The 15,203-nt window shown below is 44.1% G+C and carries 17 protein-coding genes; 13 read left to right on the top strand and 4 right to left on the bottom strand.

Annotation, left to right across the window (positions count from 1 at the left end; translation table 11 throughout):
* Positions 1-135 precede the first annotated feature (135 nt).
* The 4 genes from ACFP56_RS01515 to ACFP56_RS01500 all read left to right on the top strand — a co-directional run bounded on the left by ACFP56_RS01515 (position 136) and on the right by ACFP56_RS01500 (position 2,770).
* Positions 136-849: a hypothetical protein gene (locus ACFP56_RS01515; protein ID WP_379230366.1), complete on the top strand. Its 714-nt coding sequence runs from the start codon at positions 136-138 to the stop codon at positions 847-849.
* Between the two features lie 34 nt (positions 850-883).
* Positions 884-2,005 carry an aminopeptidase gene (locus tag ACFP56_RS01510; RefSeq protein WP_379230364.1) on the top strand — a complete coding sequence of 374 codons (1,122 nt, stop codon included), beginning with the start codon at positions 884-886 and terminating at the stop codon, positions 2,003-2,005.
* A gap of 90 nt (positions 2,006-2,095) precedes the next feature.
* The gene (locus tag ACFP56_RS01505; RefSeq protein WP_379230361.1) at positions 2,096-2,338 is read left to right on the top strand and encodes an HPr family phosphocarrier protein; all 243 of its coding nucleotides are present in this window, start codon (positions 2,096-2,098) and stop codon (positions 2,336-2,338) included.
* A 135-nt stretch (positions 2,339-2,473) separates the two neighbouring features.
* Positions 2,474-2,770 carry a DUF1507 family protein gene (locus ACFP56_RS01500; protein ID WP_379230359.1) on the top strand — a complete coding sequence of 99 codons (297 nt, stop codon included), beginning with the start codon at positions 2,474-2,476 and terminating at the stop codon, positions 2,768-2,770.
* A gap of 62 nt (positions 2,771-2,832) precedes the next feature.
* On the opposite strand, the gene ant(6) is transcribed toward ACFP56_RS01500, so the two are convergent.
* The gene (ant(6), locus tag ACFP56_RS01495; RefSeq protein WP_379230357.1) at positions 2,833-3,687 is read right to left on the bottom strand and encodes an aminoglycoside 6-adenylyltransferase; all 855 of its coding nucleotides are present in this window, start codon (positions 3,685-3,687) and stop codon (positions 2,833-2,835) included.
* 227 nt (positions 3,688-3,914) lie between these two features.
* Here ant(6) and ACFP56_RS01490 point away from each other — a divergent pair, with 227 nt between their 5' ends.
* On the top strand, positions 3,915-4,295 hold the full coding sequence (locus ACFP56_RS01490) for an Asp23/Gls24 family envelope stress response protein (RefSeq protein WP_379230355.1): 381 nt from the start codon (positions 3,915-3,917) through the stop codon (positions 4,293-4,295).
* A 27-nt stretch (positions 4,296-4,322) separates the two neighbouring features.
* On the opposite strand, the gene ftsW is transcribed toward ACFP56_RS01490, so the two are convergent.
* Together ftsW and ACFP56_RS01480 are read right to left on the bottom strand one after the other, a co-directional pair.
* Positions 4,323-5,525: a putative lipid II flippase FtsW gene (ftsW, locus tag ACFP56_RS01485; RefSeq protein WP_379230352.1), complete on the bottom strand. Its 1,203-nt coding sequence runs from the start codon at positions 5,523-5,525 to the stop codon at positions 4,323-4,325.
* Between the two features lie 16 nt (positions 5,526-5,541).
* Positions 5,542-5,886, bottom strand: a complete 345-nt coding sequence (locus ACFP56_RS01480; RefSeq protein WP_379230350.1) for a YugN family protein — start codon at positions 5,884-5,886, stop codon at positions 5,542-5,544.
* A 289-nt stretch (positions 5,887-6,175) separates the two neighbouring features.
* On the opposite strand from ACFP56_RS01480, the gene ACFP56_RS01475 reads away from it, so the two are divergent.
* Positions 6,176-7,363, top strand: a complete 1,188-nt coding sequence (locus ACFP56_RS01475) for an amidohydrolase (RefSeq protein ID WP_379230348.1) — start codon at positions 6,176-6,178, stop codon at positions 7,361-7,363.
* Positions 7,364-7,404: 41 nt separating this feature from the next.
* On the opposite strand, the gene ACFP56_RS01470 is transcribed toward ACFP56_RS01475, so the two are convergent.
* Positions 7,405-8,241: a thermonuclease family protein gene (locus tag ACFP56_RS01470; RefSeq protein ID WP_379230346.1), complete on the bottom strand. Its 837-nt coding sequence runs from the start codon at positions 8,239-8,241 to the stop codon at positions 7,405-7,407.
* 182 nt (positions 8,242-8,423) lie between these two features.
* Here ACFP56_RS01470 and ACFP56_RS01465 point away from each other — a divergent pair, with 182 nt between their 5' ends.
* The 7 genes from ACFP56_RS01465 (at position 8,424) to ACFP56_RS01435 (ending at position 15,153) form a co-directional block, all read left to right on the top strand.
* Positions 8,424-10,091 carry a DNA repair helicase XPB gene (locus ACFP56_RS01465; protein ID WP_379230344.1) on the top strand — a complete coding sequence of 556 codons (1,668 nt, stop codon included), beginning with the start codon at positions 8,424-8,426 and terminating at the stop codon, positions 10,089-10,091.
* On the top strand, positions 10,088-11,851 hold the full coding sequence (locus tag ACFP56_RS01460) for a hypothetical protein (protein WP_379230341.1): 1,764 nt from the start codon (positions 10,088-10,090) through the stop codon (positions 11,849-11,851). Before ACFP56_RS01465 ends, ACFP56_RS01460 begins: the two co-directional genes overlap by 4 nt.
* A gap of 65 nt (positions 11,852-11,916) precedes the next feature.
* Positions 11,917-12,390, top strand: a complete 474-nt coding sequence (locus tag ACFP56_RS01455; protein ID WP_379230339.1) for a YlbF family regulator — start codon at positions 11,917-11,919, stop codon at positions 12,388-12,390.
* A 30-nt stretch (positions 12,391-12,420) separates the two neighbouring features.
* The gene (locus ACFP56_RS01450) at positions 12,421-12,684 is read left to right on the top strand and encodes a YlbG family protein (RefSeq protein WP_379230337.1); all 264 of its coding nucleotides are present in this window, start codon (positions 12,421-12,423) and stop codon (positions 12,682-12,684) included.
* Positions 12,685-12,829: 145 nt separating this feature from the next.
* Positions 12,830-13,267: a hypothetical protein gene (locus tag ACFP56_RS01445; RefSeq protein WP_379230335.1), complete on the top strand. Its 438-nt coding sequence runs from the start codon at positions 12,830-12,832 to the stop codon at positions 13,265-13,267.
* A 108-nt stretch (positions 13,268-13,375) separates the two neighbouring features.
* Entirely contained in the window at positions 13,376-14,290 is a 915-nt protein-coding gene (locus tag ACFP56_RS01440) for a selenium metabolism-associated LysR family transcriptional regulator (protein ID WP_379230332.1), read from the top strand.
* Positions 14,281-15,153, top strand: coding sequence for a PHP domain-containing protein (locus ACFP56_RS01435; RefSeq protein ID WP_379230330.1), 873 nt, complete (start codon positions 14,281-14,283; stop codon positions 15,151-15,153). The genes ACFP56_RS01440 and ACFP56_RS01435 overlap by 10 nt, the downstream gene beginning before the upstream one ends.
* Positions 15,154-15,203 lie beyond the last annotated feature (50 nt).

Genomic DNA, 15,203 nt, shown 5'->3' with positions numbered 1-15,203 from the left:
CAGCAAAAAAGATAAGATGTAGTAGAGGGATAGGCATATGCTTATTCCTCTTTTTATTTTCATACGAATTGCGCATAACGAGCCATTAAATGAGAAACCCTACTGTGGTAAGTCTCGTTATAATTGAGGTGAATGATGCGTAAAAATAGTAGTCTGATTGGTGTGCTTGCCTGCTGTGTCATTATTGCAGCATGCAGCATCGTAACAGGTAATCGAACAGCAGAGCAATGGTTAGAGCTTTTACAAGCTGGCGTAGTGGCAGAGGATAATTTTCGCTTCAGCGGAACCGTTGTGATGGGATTTGAAGATGGTCTTGCGCTGACCCCCTTTGCATTTAACGGGGAAATTGAGGAACATAAGCAAATCGCACTGCACGCAGAGCAAAGCAGCAGTCTCGTTCACAATCCAGTCAATGAGATCGAATTTATTGCACAACACTATAAAGAGGCGGAGATTACGCATAACGGACTGGATGAAGCACATGCAAGCAATATTGTCGTGCTTCAAGTTCAGGTGGATGAAAAGGCGGCTACCGAACGGTGGAAGGAGCTGTTGAAGCAGGAATTAAGCAATGTAGGGTTAGAGGCACTCACATCAGCAAAAGAGCAAAACAAGCATTTGGCGCTTGTTCAACAGGAAATTGATCGTTCGCAACGAGAGCTGGAAGAGATGCTGAATAAGCTCAATGTAGAGATGCAGGTAGAACTTACAATTGATCCATCACGCATTGTACCGCTGCAAATGAATGAGAATATTACGATGAAATACGTGAAGGATGGTATGGACATTCATGAGTTTCGCAAAAGTAATATCAAGTTTGATCTAAGTCCAGATGAAGTGGTACGATAGAATGGCACAAGATAGCGGTAAGGGGGAATAACGAATGCGTGATGCTAGAATCGAGCAATTGGCAAAAAATTTAGTTCAGTATTCGATTGATGTACAGCCAAATGAAAATGTTTTGATTGAAATGGTCGGCGGAGAGGTAGAGCTTGTAAAGGCGCTTGTTGAAGAAGTCAGCAAGCGGGGCGGGCGCCCTTTTGTCGAACTTAGTGACCGTTCAGTAACACGCAGCCTGTTGAAGCATGCCACAAAGGAGCAAATAGAGCTGTGGGCAGAACTTGATCTGGCACGTATGAAACATATGCAGGCCTATATCGGCATACGTGCTGGCGACAATGTCAATGAGTTAAGCGATGTCCCCGAGCAGCAAATGAAATGGTTTGAGTCGATTCACCGACATCACGTACATATCGAGCAGCGTGTTAATCATACAAAATGGGTGGTATTGCGCTATCCGAATGCCTCAATGGCACAGCTTGCAGGCATGAGCACAGAGGCATTTGAAGATTTCTACTTTAACGTATGCAACCTGGATTATGCGAAGATGGAACGAGCAATGGAGGCACTTTATCAGCGTATGAGCAAGGCTGATCAGGTTCGGATTACAGCACCTGGAACTGATCTAAGCTTCTCGATTAAAGGGATCGGTGCAAAAAAATGTTCGGGTCATCGCAATATTCCTGACGGGGAAGTATACTCAGCACCTGTTCGGGATAGCGTTGAAGGAACAATTCATTACAATACACCGACGGTGTATTCCGGGACGACCTTTCAGAACATTAAGCTTACATTCAAAAACGGGAAAATCGTCCAAGCAGAAGCGGGTGATCAAACGGATAAACTGAATCAAATTCTCGATACAGATGAAGGAGCTCGTTATATCGGAGAATTTGCAATCGGCTTCAATCCATATATCTTACACCCGATGAATGATATTCTTTTCGACGAAAAAATAGCGGGCAGCCTGCACTTCACGCCAGGACAATGCTACAAGACATGCGATAACGGCAACAATAGCGCGATCCATTGGGATTTGGTTTTAATACAGCGCGCCGACTACGGTGGCGGCGAGATTTACTTTGATGGAGAGCTTATACGCAAGGATGGTATTTTCGTAACGGACGATTTGCTCGCGTTAAATCCTGAGCAATTGAAGGCGTAAACAAATTTATTTGGAAAATGCTTGAAGGATACCACTTTTCAGGGTATGATTGTATCTGATAATACTTATTTTTCTATGGAGGGATCTCCCATGTCAAATAACGCTGCAATTGTAGAAATCTCACAAACGGCGAGTAAGTTTACTTCTTCTATCGTGCTACAAGCAGATAGCAAGTACATTGATGTGAAAAGTATTCTTGGTCTATTCACAACATTAGTGGGTGGTCACGCATATGAGCTGCATGTTCACGGTCCAGATGCTGAAGAAGCTAAACAAGCAATGGCGGAAGTTTTCGCAAAGCACAGTTTGAATGTAAAGATTATTTCAGAGTAATGAAATAAACAGGCACTTCTCTTTTAAGAGAGGTGCTTTTTTATTGTTCGTACAGTTTATCCTTGTACTTCTCACATTTTTCGTCTAATATAAAGAGAGGTTAACTCGTTGGAGAAGCAGTGAAGGAGGGATTCGATGTCTGCACTAGAGCGTACGGAATTACTAACGGATCGAGCACTACGTCTTCTTCAGGAAGATGCAGCTAAAATAGAAAAGCTTATAGAAGTCCAGATGGCGAATCTTACTACCCGTCAGTGTCCATTATATGAAGAGGTACTTGATACACAAATGTATGGATTTTCACGCGAGGTCGATTTTGCCATTCGTATCGGATTAGTATCAGATAAGGATGGCAAGGACATTTTAAGTCGACTAGAACGCAATCTGGCCGTATTATACGAAGCATTGGATCAAAAGGGGCAGTCTCAATAGAGATTGTCTTTTTTTTGTTTCACAAAGTAGACCGCCGACAATAGGGCGGTCTTGACCTTGGTTCACGTTAAAGAACGATAAACATGATCCGTATAATTCGTAATTGCTTTATCGTAATCTGGATATGCATATCCGAGATTTTCTGATACAGCCTTGGAGTATTTCCTGAATAGCTCATAACAACTTAACAACGCATTCCACATTTTCTGATAGCCATCCTCAGAATAAGTTAGCAGAAGTTTTTCCCAATCCTCATTAGGAAGGTATCGGTTTATAAATTTATAGTTCTTCCCAACACTAAAGGTATATCCTTGCTCTGATCCGATTTTCCAAGCCATCATCCGCAATAAATTAGGTCTTGCAATCTCGTTTAAATGATCTATGGCAAAAAGAATTTCTTTTCGCGCTAGCCCCTTTACAACGTAAATCGAAACCATCCAGAACTCATTACAACAATCATCAAATTCTCTTGCAGTTGGTCTTTTAATCCAATACTGACGATCGGTTGCTACAACCTCATGTTTAATAAGAGTATCCTTATCGAGCAACACCTCAACTAAACCGTCGCTATTGATAAAATAATGATCAACCTCGGTAATCGGAATAAGTGTTAGATCTAATTTCGTCCCATCATCAAAGAGCATAATATATGAAAACCAATTACCTAATTCTGGAGGGAAAAGCTCCATGTCCTCAGGCTTTTGCATCATAATGCGATTCCCAAAGACTTGAAGCCATTGATCATTTTCCTTGAAAGAATCAATATCTGTTACAAAATATGAAATGTCATAATCTTGGAAAATGTCGGATTGAATATTTTGATTTGTACGCGAACCTTCCAAAGTTACCAAACGAATTCTAGAATCCTTGTTAGCAAAGTCCATAAGGATATGCATCATTTCTTGTTCACTTCTCAATATATTATCCCTCCGTTCTAATTCCTCCGTACTTGAATATGACCCCATTATAGAACAAATGTTTGTGAATTTCAAAAATCACGAACAGCCTTAACATTCCCTTTGTTACAAGCAATTAACAAAATAAGGTATAAATGAAAGAGGTTGTTTTATTTTTGGCTCTCGCTTGATTAAGGAAATGATATCCTATACAATGTACATATATGGCCTATTGAGGAGTGAATGACATGACCGAAGAACTTCAAACTGGTGTAATTCGTATTTCTGATGATGTAGTAGCTACAATTGCGGGACTTGCAGCACTCGAAACTCCTGGTATCGCAGCAATGTCTGGAGGCATATCTGAAGGGCTAGCTAAACGCTTAAGTGGTAAAAATGTACAAAAAGGTGTTACAGTCGAGGTCGGCCAGCTAGAAGCGGCGATTGATCTACGTATTATTGTACACTATGGAATCCCGATTCAAGAAGTTTGTCGTCAGCTGCAGCTGAACGTACGCGAAGCGGTTTCTAATATGACCGGTCTTCAGGTAGTTGAAGTTAACGTTAAAGTAGAGGGCGTAGCCTTCAAGGAAGAAGAACCAGAAGAGGTAGTAATGCGCTTGAAATAAAGCATAATCGAAAAACGACTGCAGCCTTTAGAAATCTAAGGGAGCAGTCGTTTTTTTTGTTGTAGTGGAAGTAATCGTTGTTTTGTTGACCACCAGATAGTACTCTCTGGAGATGCTCAGCAGCACGCCCATTCCTAGTAGTGTAGCAATCAAGGAAGAGCCTCCGTAGCTTATAAAAGGCAGCGTAACCCCTGTCAGAGGAATTGCGCCAGATATCCCGCCTATATTAATAAAGGTTTGGAAGGCCAGCAGAGAGACGATGCCAACGCCGGTAACCATCCCGAATGGATCAGGACAACGAACCGCAACGATAAATCCCCGCCATAGAAAAATAATCATGAAGATCAGAAAAAGCGCTGCGCCAATAAAACCAAGCTCCTCTGCAATAATCGCAAATATAAAGTCATTATAAGCATATTGCAAATAATGCAGCTTTTGAACACTTTCTCCAAAACCAGCCCCTGTTAAACCACCGTGACCAAACGCCTGCAGGGACGAGACGAGCTGCCATGCGCTATCCTGTGCATTTCCTAAAGGATCACGAAAAGCGGTAAAGCGGGCAATTCGATAATTCCAAGCTGCAGGATTAGTCAGCACCGAGATTGTAATTATTGGAGTAAGTATAACTGTCCCGCCAATCAGCGTTAACAATAAATGCTTCACCTTTGCCCCAGCCGCCCATATCATCATGCCGGAACTGCCAGCTATTACGATAACTGCCCCAAGATCGGGCTGAAGCATAATGAGACCGCAAATAAATGCAATGATGATCAGCACAGGAAGAAGGCCTCGCTTAAAATCACGAAATTTTTCTCCTTTTTTTGCAATCAATGCACCTAAATATACGACAAGGGCGAGCTTGGCGAGCTCGGTCGGCTGTATCCCTAGACCTGCGAATCCGAACCAGCTTCGCGCACCGTTAAGTTCCGTCCCAATGAAGGGTACGAGAAGAAGCAATACGGTCACTGGAATAAAGAAAAGAACTTGTAATTTTTTGAACCTGCGGAATGGAATGTTCATGATGAAGAACATAGACAACAGGCCAAGACCAGCAAAAACAAGCTGGCGTTTGGTAAAGTAAAGCGCATCGAAGCCGTATCTTGCTGATACGACCGCAATGCCTGAGCTCGCGCTAAACACCATTACAAGACCAAAACCGACAAGGATAAGTGTCATGATCAGCAGTAGAAAATCTGGTCTACCTTTACTTGATTTTTGCGGAGCTTTCATAGATTGTACCTCTTTATTAGCTTAATGCTGAATATAATGCTTCGATGCCTTTGTTCGCAATATTCATTACTTGTGTTGGAATTGGCGTTTCATACTCTAGACCATGCGGGAACGTAGAGCGACCAATATATACAGCTTCGATTTCAAGCACAGCGTGCGGATTTTCAAGTTTACCTTCAATAGCACGAGTATTTACACGAAGATAGTACACATTCTCCGATTGTGGATCTTCAATTTTCAAATCATATGTAGCACGGTAGTATTCCCATTGTCCACGGAAAAAGCCAGCTTTTTTTGCTACTTCATCCAGATAACCTAGCTCACTTTTTAGTCCGTTCAGTCCGGAATTTTCGATAATCATTCCATTTCCTCCTATAACATTTGTTGTGTGAAATCATTGCTATGATGTGACATCATTAACATAGCCTATTAACTCTAGTATCAAGCCATTCTTTCATAATGATAGTATGTTTCACAGGGTTGTGCAAGCATTACTAATAGACAAAATCCTTCATGTGCCACCATCGATTAAGCTCACGAGGCCGTAACAGTAGTGAAATTGAACGAATCTACTAGTTGCATTACCGCTTCACCCATTTTTCTGTTACACTAGAATAAGATTTTTGAACGATGGATGAGGAGGTAACTACATGAACATAATGGAACTGCTGGAACCGTACACCGAGCACAATTATAATCAGATGGTGGCGTGGCGTCGTTATCTTCACCAATATCCAGAGCTATCCTTTCAAGAGAAGCAAACATCTGCGTGGGTTCAAAAACAGCTAGAGGAAATAGGCTGTGAGGTAACGCGCTGTAAACATAGTCATGGATTAACTGTAACGATTAAAGGAGAAAAGGAAGGGCCTGTCGTTGCGCTGAGAGCGGATATGGACGGTCTGCCTATCCAGGATGAAAAAGATGTCGATTATGCTTCCAAAGTGCCTGGCGTAATGCATGCTTGTGGTCATGATGCTCATACTGCTGTACTGCTGGCGATTGCTCAGTTTTACAATCAGCATAGGCACCTGCTGGAGGGACAGCGCAGACTAATTTTTCAGCCAGCTGAAGAGCTCGCTCCAGGCGGGGCTGCTTCTATGATTGCTGAAGGGGCATTGCAAGATGTCGATGTTATATATGGGGTTCATCTCTGGACGCCACTTCAATATGGCAAGGTGGCGACAAAAGCTGGAAACTTCATGAGTGCCGTTGATGATTTCAGTGTAGAAATTAAAGGCTTGGGTGGTCATGGCGGAGTTCCGCATCATACAGTTGATGCCATCATTATTGGCTCGTCAATTGTCCAAGGCTTGCAAACCATTGTGAGCCGCAATATTAATCCAATTTCGCCTGCTGTTGTAACGGTGGGTACATTTCAAGCGGGACAAGCGAATAATGTTATTGCAGAACGATGCCTGATCAAAGGAACTATTCGTACTTTTGATGAAGAGAGCCGCCAAATCGCACAGCAGAAGGTCGAACGTACGATTCAGAAAATATGCGAGCTGCATGGTGCTACCAGCCGATACGAGCTAAAAAAGGGCTATCCTGCTGTTGTGAATGATGAACATGAAGCCAATCGGGTTTTGGAGGTTGCGCAGGTCGTTGTAGGTGCAGACAATACTGAACTTGCCGCACCAATTATGATTGCGGAGGACTTTGCATTTTATTTGAAAGAAGTGCCGGGGTGCTTCATGTTTGTTGGAGCAGGCAATGTGGAGATTGGAGCCAGCTATGCGCATCATCACCCTCGGTTTGATCTCGATGAACGTTCTATGAAGCTTGCATTAAAGATGCTGGTATCGTCAGCTGAGCATTATGTACAGCGGCAGGAATAATACACGAACAAAAAACGAGCTGAGTCGTTGATAGGGCGGAATTACTCCGTCCATTCAGCGATCAGCTCGTTATTGGTATTATACAACTCTGCGCTTTCCTTCTCGTCTATATCCCATACCATATCGTTGCCCCAATAAAAAGAAATGCTTTCTGGAATACGATCCATATTTCTCGAATATATGGCAGCTGATTCTCCAGGCTCAAGAATCAAATCCTCGAATATATAAATTTGATTGCCTGTTACACTAACGAGCTTCCAATGACTCAGATCAAGGTTTTGAGAGGTGTGATTGGTTACTAGCGCTTTCTGGTCATCCTTCACAACCGTAAGATGAATTCCGTTATAAGGTGCAGCCTTTAATGTAACATCCTCATTGCTTGTTTCCAGAGCATCGTACCAAATACCTACTTTGTTTGTTTTTGCAATCTGTTCACTCTTCTTATATACGTTTTCCATCTTGATGTTTGGCTCAACAATCAATACTTTCGCATATCCAGTTTCCAGCAGCATTTCATTAAGCTTGGTCCCATCCCTAAGCTGCACAATAGCTTGCAGTTGACCACTTTCGTTGCGCATTTCCTGGTCGAAGCCAAGCATAACCTCACCGGATTCATTCAACTTTTCAATTAAAAATTCATGTATTCGATCTCCAAGCAGATCATGGTTAACATGAACGACATCAATAGACAGAAAGGTGACTTGCTCAATATGATCGCCTACAACAATCTCAAAGGCGTTGTTGTTTATGAGTTTATTTATAGGATACCAGGTATTCTCTTTTATTGCGCTTGACGAAGCAGACGGCAGGGCGGAACATGCAGTCAGCAAAGTAAGAACAATACTAAGCAGCAAAGCGCCGTAAATCAAATTTTTCATGCAAAGAATATCCTCCGAAATGTCGAAAATCGTAAAAAAAGAACGATAATTATTGTTATTATACCATAGAATTGAAAGTTGAATATAGATTTCCTGTAAATGCGAGCCTGTGCAGGCATAAAACGAGTCTGAAACCTCAATACTTAACAGTAATAGGAAATACGTATGGAAAGGGAAATGTAATGCAACGCAAAAGTGTAATGATTATGCAGCGGGACATGTCGATATTACTGGATCGAGAATCGCCATATGCGGAAGAGGCGCGACAAGCAATAGGTCCCTTTTCTGAACTGCTAAAAATACTTGGTCAATTTGAAGTTTATGAATGTACACCAATAACGGTGTGGAATGCATTGGCGCTTGGCATGAAAAGCGAGCGGCTGCTCGACATTTTGCAAACCTATTGCAAAGGGGGGCTTAGTGCAGCATGTGAAGATCAGATAAAGCAATGGACATCACGCTTTGGAAGACTAACATTAAAGCTTCAAGATCAGGAGCTCGTGCTGCTAGGCGACAATGAAATTATGGATGAGCTTCGTCAATTGCGAGTTGGTGAAGACTGGGTGCTTGATCAGCTTGACTCCTGTACTTGGCTCATTCATCGAGATGGACGAGGATTTATTAAGCAGGAGCTAGCGAAGGCTGGATATGCGGTAAGAGATGAAGTCGGCTATCACACGGGTGAGACTGTTCAGCTCGAGCTAGAGCAGCATACCAAGGCAGGAAAAAGCTTTCAGCTAAGAGATTATCAGCGAAAAGCTATTGCCGCCTTTCATCGTGATCGATTAGGTGGGAGCGGCGTAATTGTATTGCCCTGCGGCAGTGGTAAAACAGTAACAGGCATTGGCGTAATGGCAAGCTTGCAGGCTGCTACGCTAATTGTTACCTCAAGCGTCACCTCTGCCAAGCAGTGGAAGGCTGAGTTGCTGGATAAAACCTCGCTAAAGGAAAAGGACATTGGCTTATATTGCGGAAAGGCGCGATCAGTTGAAAAAATAACGATAGCGACCTACACGATATTAACGCACCGCAATAAGCAATCCGAGCAATATGAGCATATGAAGCTGTTTTCCCATCGGGATTGGGGCTTAATTATTTACGATGAGGTGCAGCTGCTGCCTGCGCCAATTTTTCGAATGACGGCTACGATACAGGCTACTAGGCGTTTAGGCTTGACAGCCACCTTAATTCGGGAGGATGGCTGCGCCAATGATGTTTTTTCACTAGTTGGACCTAAGCTGTTTGATCTGAGCTGGAAAAAAGCCGAGGAGCAGTCTTATATTGCGAAGGTGCATTGCACAGAGGTGCGGGTTCCTCTGCCTGATTCTGAGATCGATCACTTTACAGCTGCAACAGCTCGCAAGCGCTTGAAGCTTGCTGCGATCAATCCCAATAAAATAAGAGCTGTAAAGCGGCTTATGCAGCTTCATAGCGGCATGCCAACGCTTATTATTGGGCAATACATAGATCAGCTTGAGGAGCTGTCAGAAGTATTGAAGCTGCCGCTTTTGACAGGCAGTACGAGCTATGAGCAGCGCGAAGCTGTTTTCAAACAATTTCGCAGCGGAACACTTACAGCATTAATCGTTTCTAAAATTGCAAATTTAGCTGTGGATTTGCCTGATGCCTGTGTTGCGATTCAAGTCTCTGGCAGTTTTGGCTCAAGACAGGAGGAGGCCCAGCGGATTGGAAGATTGCTGCGTCCGAAACAAGGCCTTAATGAAGCATGGTTTTATACACTAGTAACAGAAGGCAGCAAGGAAACAGAATTTGCATTGAAGCGAGGTATGTTTATGCTGGAGCAGGGCTATCAATATCGCTGCATACATGAACAAGAGGTGTTGGTATGATGACACTGCAAAGCTGGCGTGCTTTAGTACCAGCAAAAGAGCAGCAGTATTATATGCAGAGCACGCTGTGGCGTCGTTACAAAGAAGAATGGGTGTGGGAGCTTGCCGTTGTAGATCCTGAGATGCTTCTATCGCTTCATCAAGAGCTAACGGAGCCGCAGCAAGCGATACTGAAGGAGCTGCTTAACGGCTTGCTTCTTTTCCCGGTAGCAGAAAATGAATTGCTGGCGAGCTTAATCAAGAGGCTTGGTCTACCCTCATTGCAATGCAAACAAGCGCTTCAGCTTTTTGCTGAATCTGGCATCATATTGGCATTTCAGGAGCCCTGGCAAGGCTTGATGTGGTGGATGCCGCTACCGATTTTACATAATTGGCGGAATACGCTTGCAGAAAACGAGCCGCATCCTGATCGTCAGCCAGTCACTGTTTTGTTGAATTGTCACTATGAACACGAGGTCCCATTAGCGATTCGTTTTATGTTTTTTTTGCATCATATGCAGTATGTTTCTCTACGATTTACAAAAAAAGGTCAGTTGAATAAGGCTGCTGAAAAGCATCTGCAGCGTGGGCAGGACGTACTTGGCAGCTCTGAAAGCATCGAGCGGGCATGGAATCGTGTGTTTCACGGTTCAGGAGGAATGGTGACCTTTTTGCTTGAGCTTGCATATAATTTGAGCATTATTGATATCGAGAAGGATGGGATTGTATTCAACAAAGACAAGCTGTATGATTGGCTATCTTTAACGCAGCAGCGACAGCAGGATCTGCTGCGACAATGCCTGCTGCAGCTGCTGCTGTCATCGAGAGTGATCTCGCCAGACTGCTTGCTGATGTTAATTGATGTAAAGGCGCCGGAGCCCTCAGACAGCTGGAGAAAGTTTCCTGCAGCGAAAGAAAGCATCGAGAATACGCTTATTCTACTCGAATTTTGGGCGGACTGCGGCTATTTGTCTTATAGCTATCATGAGCATGAGGAAACAGTTAGTGTACGAGGCGCACGTGAAATAGAGTCGAGTTACAGCCTTCATGTTGAAGATAATGGAGAGCTGCTGTTAATGCCAGGGATCATGCCGCATTTGCTATGGTATAGCCTTGCTGTATCGGAGGTGGTATCTGTACAGGAGGTAATCGTTCTTCGCTTAACGATAAAGTCATTGCAAGCTCATGTGATGCGCGGATGCAGCGTTGACCGTATTCGCAGCTGGCTGGTCGGGCATACTAATGGTCAGCTTTCGCAGTTAGTAGAACAGCTGCTGCAAGCGGCGGCTACGCCGCAATCGTATTCCGTTGAAGCGAATGCCCGGTTAGTCACATTCGATCAGGAGTCTGATGCTGAATTGCGATCGAGAGAGGCAGACCCTTGTTTTTTTGAGATGCGTCCGCTGCTGCATTGGGGCCGAACCTGTATGAATCCGCTTGGAAAGCTGCAAGAGGCCGACTTGTTATCGGTGCAAAACATACAGCGGCATTTTCAAGTCGACGAGCTAGCAGAAGTAACGAGGAGCTGGCAGCAGGAGCTGCGCGATTATCATATGTCAACAAAGCGGCAGCTGATTGAGACAGCGATACGATTAGGGCTTGCCCTTGTCATTACGACGAAGCAGAAAAACATTACCATTGTTCCATTTTTACTGGAAGAGGACGATAATGGTGTTCCCGCTGTTCATGCGTTATTGTACAGGGAACCAAGAGATATGCCGCTGAGAATTCAGCTTAGCTCCATTGATGCCCTGCAGCTCTCAATCGAACGTGGGGCATAAATCTATTGGCAGACGACGAGTTGTATGATAACGTATAAATGTAGTATGTAGAAAGAGGTGGTAAGATGCACGAGCAAGGACAAGCTGTTGCCACCGAACCTGGAGCAGCGTCAATCGATATGGCGTCTTTGCTTCTTAAAGCCTACGAGCTTGGAGATACGATTATTGAATCAGCCCCTGTTGCTGAATATTTGCGTTGGCAGTCAGAGGTTGCTCAAAATACAGAGGTAAAAGCGATTCAGCGAGAGTTTGAGCGTGCGAAAGAGCTGTTTGAGGAAACACAGCGCTTTGGCAGGTTTCATCCCAATTATCATGAAGCGAAGGATCGTGTCAAAGCGATTGAAGCGAAGCTGAATGACATTCCGTGTGTGCGAGCGTTTAAGGAACACGAGAAGCAGCTCGATGAGCTGTTGCATGAGGTAGCTACAACAATTGCACGCGCTGTATCTGAGACAATAAAAGTTCCAAGTAATGAAAAAGCTGTAGGAGGCTGTGGCGGCGGAGGCTCATGCAGCTGCGGCAGCGGTGGTTGCGGTTAAGTTCATATCGGCTGAGAGGAGAAGTCATTTATGTTACCAGAACGCACAGGCTATATTGTGTGGGTGAGTGATTTGAAGGCAGCACGTGGCTTAGAACGCTTGGGTACGGTGCATTATATGTCTCGCAAGCTGCATTATGTTGTCTTATATATGAACGCAGATAAGGTGGAAGAGAACCTTAAACAGCTCCATCGTCTAGCGTATGTCCGCAAAGTTGAACGTTCTTATCGCAATGAGATAAAAACGGAATACAGCAAGGACGTAGAAGATAAGACAAGAGCATACAGCATTTAGTACGATCGCCTTGAATGTTCATGAAGAACATTCAAGGCGTTTTTTTATTGTCGCCATTTAGATAAACAAGATTTTTATTCTACGTCAATACGTGGTAAAATAGGCAATAGGAAATAGTTCTATAGACCTAAACAGGAGGTGTAGAATGAAGGAAAAGCAAACAAAACGCTGGAGCACATATGAATCCTTCTATGTCCCGTTGGGTAATTATAAGGTGGCAGATATACATATTACGAGGCATGCTGTTTCACGATGGAAGGAAAGAGTTGATCAACGAAACGCTCATTATGAACGAATTGCCGCATTTCTATGGGATAAGCTTAAGCAGCAAAACATAGCGCTTTATTATAAAGGTGAAGATGACTTATATATGATCGATGACGATCTAGTTTTTGTCGCCCAGTTTGATGCGTCGCCAAACGCAACCGACTTATTGGGCGAGCCTTTGCATCAGATGAACGTGATTACGTTTTTGGGCAAGCGCTCAGAGGTTGTTGAGCTGCAAGACATTAAACGCTACTACGCATGGCTGCGTCATAACCGACGAATGAATTTGAAGCGTAATGCCAGAACGACAAAATGATAGTAAAATGCGAAACAACTAAAACATACATATAACAAAACTGATAGACAACTTATCTTTATCCGCTACTTATTGTATAATGGCATCAACTAGAAAGGGTGAACACGGATGCCATTAAATTTTCATCAGCTGCATATTTTTCATACTGTAGCAGACCGCGGCAGCTTTTCAGCTGCTGCTCAAGCTTTATATATGACACAGCCTGCCGTGACGATGCAAGTACAGTCGCTTGAGGAGTATTTTGGTACAAAGCTGTTTATGCGTTCCACAAAAAAAATTGAACTGACTGAAGCGGGAAAGGTGCTGCTGCCTTATGCGAAGCGAAGCATTGATCTGATTCGCGATACCGATCAAGCGATGACCAGCTTTACGCAGCAGCAGAAGGGGCGATTGCTGCTTGGGGCGAGCTTAACGATAGGCGAATCGATTTTGCCGCGCTGGCTTGGCCCGTTTGGCAAGGAGTATCCGAATATCGGGATTAGTATGAAGGTTATGAATACCACTCATCTAATTGAAGAGATTGAAACGCATCAGCTGAATTTTGCCATCATAGAAGCGCCAATTCAACACCATGATATGCATATCGAAGCGGTGATGGAGGACGAGCTTGTGCTCGTTGTGCCAGCGGATCACCCGCTAACAAAGCTTGGTACGCCACTAAGCCTTGAGAACGTGTTGAAGTACCCTTTCATTTTGCGAGAGCAGGGGTCTGGAACAAGACAGGTCATGGAGGATAAGCTAATCGAAAACGGCTACGATCCACAGCAGCTTCAGATCGTAATGGAGCTGGGCAGCACAGGTGCGATCAAATCAGCTGTGGAAGCAGGACTAGGCATCTCGTTTTTGTCCGTATCCTCCGTGAAGCATGAGGCGGCATTAGGTCTTATATCTGTTCTTTCTATCGACAATGTAACATTCAAGCGCAAATTTTATGCCGTTTACTTGAAATCAGCCCTTTTGCCAATGAGTGCAGTTACATTTATGAATTTCCTAAGAGAGAGGGATTTGCGACAATGGCTTTAAGAGACTATATCGATATGCACGTTCATACTACTGCTTCAGACGGTCAGTATTCACCCGTACAAATCGTGGAAATGGCTGCTGAATTAGGGCTTGGCGGCGTTGCAATTACGGATCACGATACAACAGCTGGCGTAGTAGAGGCTGAAGCAGCTGCTTTAGGCTGCAGCATTAAACTGCTGCCAGGCATTGAGATTAGTACGGTTGCAGCTGGCAAGGATGTTCACGTGCTTGGCTACTTCACCAACAACAAGGACGAGCAATGGCAGCATAGAATCGCACAGCTTGGTGCAACTCGTGAAGCAAGAAACAGCATGCTGATTGATAAGCTGAATGAGCTTGGTATTTCCATAACTTGGGATGAAGTGAAAGCAGTCAGCGGAGAGGATGGCTCAGTAGGTCGTCCTCACTTTGCAGAGGTACTGATTAAAAAAGGCATCGTCAAGACAAAGCAGCAGGCATTTGATGAATATTTGGGCGAGCACGGCAAAGCGTTTGTACAGCCGAGGCGTATTCATCCGACAGAGGCCTTTCAATGGATTAGGGAGGCAGGCGGTGTTTGCGTACTTGCTCATCCCGGTCTATATAATGATGAATCCCTCGTAGAAGAGCTGCTGGCGGCAGGACCAGATGGGGTGGAGGTCAATCATAGCGATCATACTGAGCAGCAGATCGAACGGTACAGCAGGCTTGCAGAAAAGTATGGGCTTATTGCAACTTCAGGCTCAGACTTTCATGGAGCTAATGAAGACGGCAGCACGTTTCACGGTAGCTTAGGCAGTGTTGTTGCTCGTTTATCTGTATACGATCAGCTGCTTGAGCTTCATCGCCAGCGCGCAGGCAGTCTTGGCTTCATAAAAGATTAGCATATTACGTTACATTCCAGAAGTTTGATCACGATTACTTACAGCAAAAA

Origin of the sequence: Paenibacillus septentrionalis (genome assembly GCF_042659865.1) — a bacterium.
Lineage (GTDB): Bacteria > Bacillota > Bacilli > Paenibacillales > Paenibacillaceae > Pristimantibacillus > Pristimantibacillus septentrionalis.
Note: the sequence above shows the minus strand (reverse complement) of the source record. Positions and strands in the feature narration are given on the sequence as shown.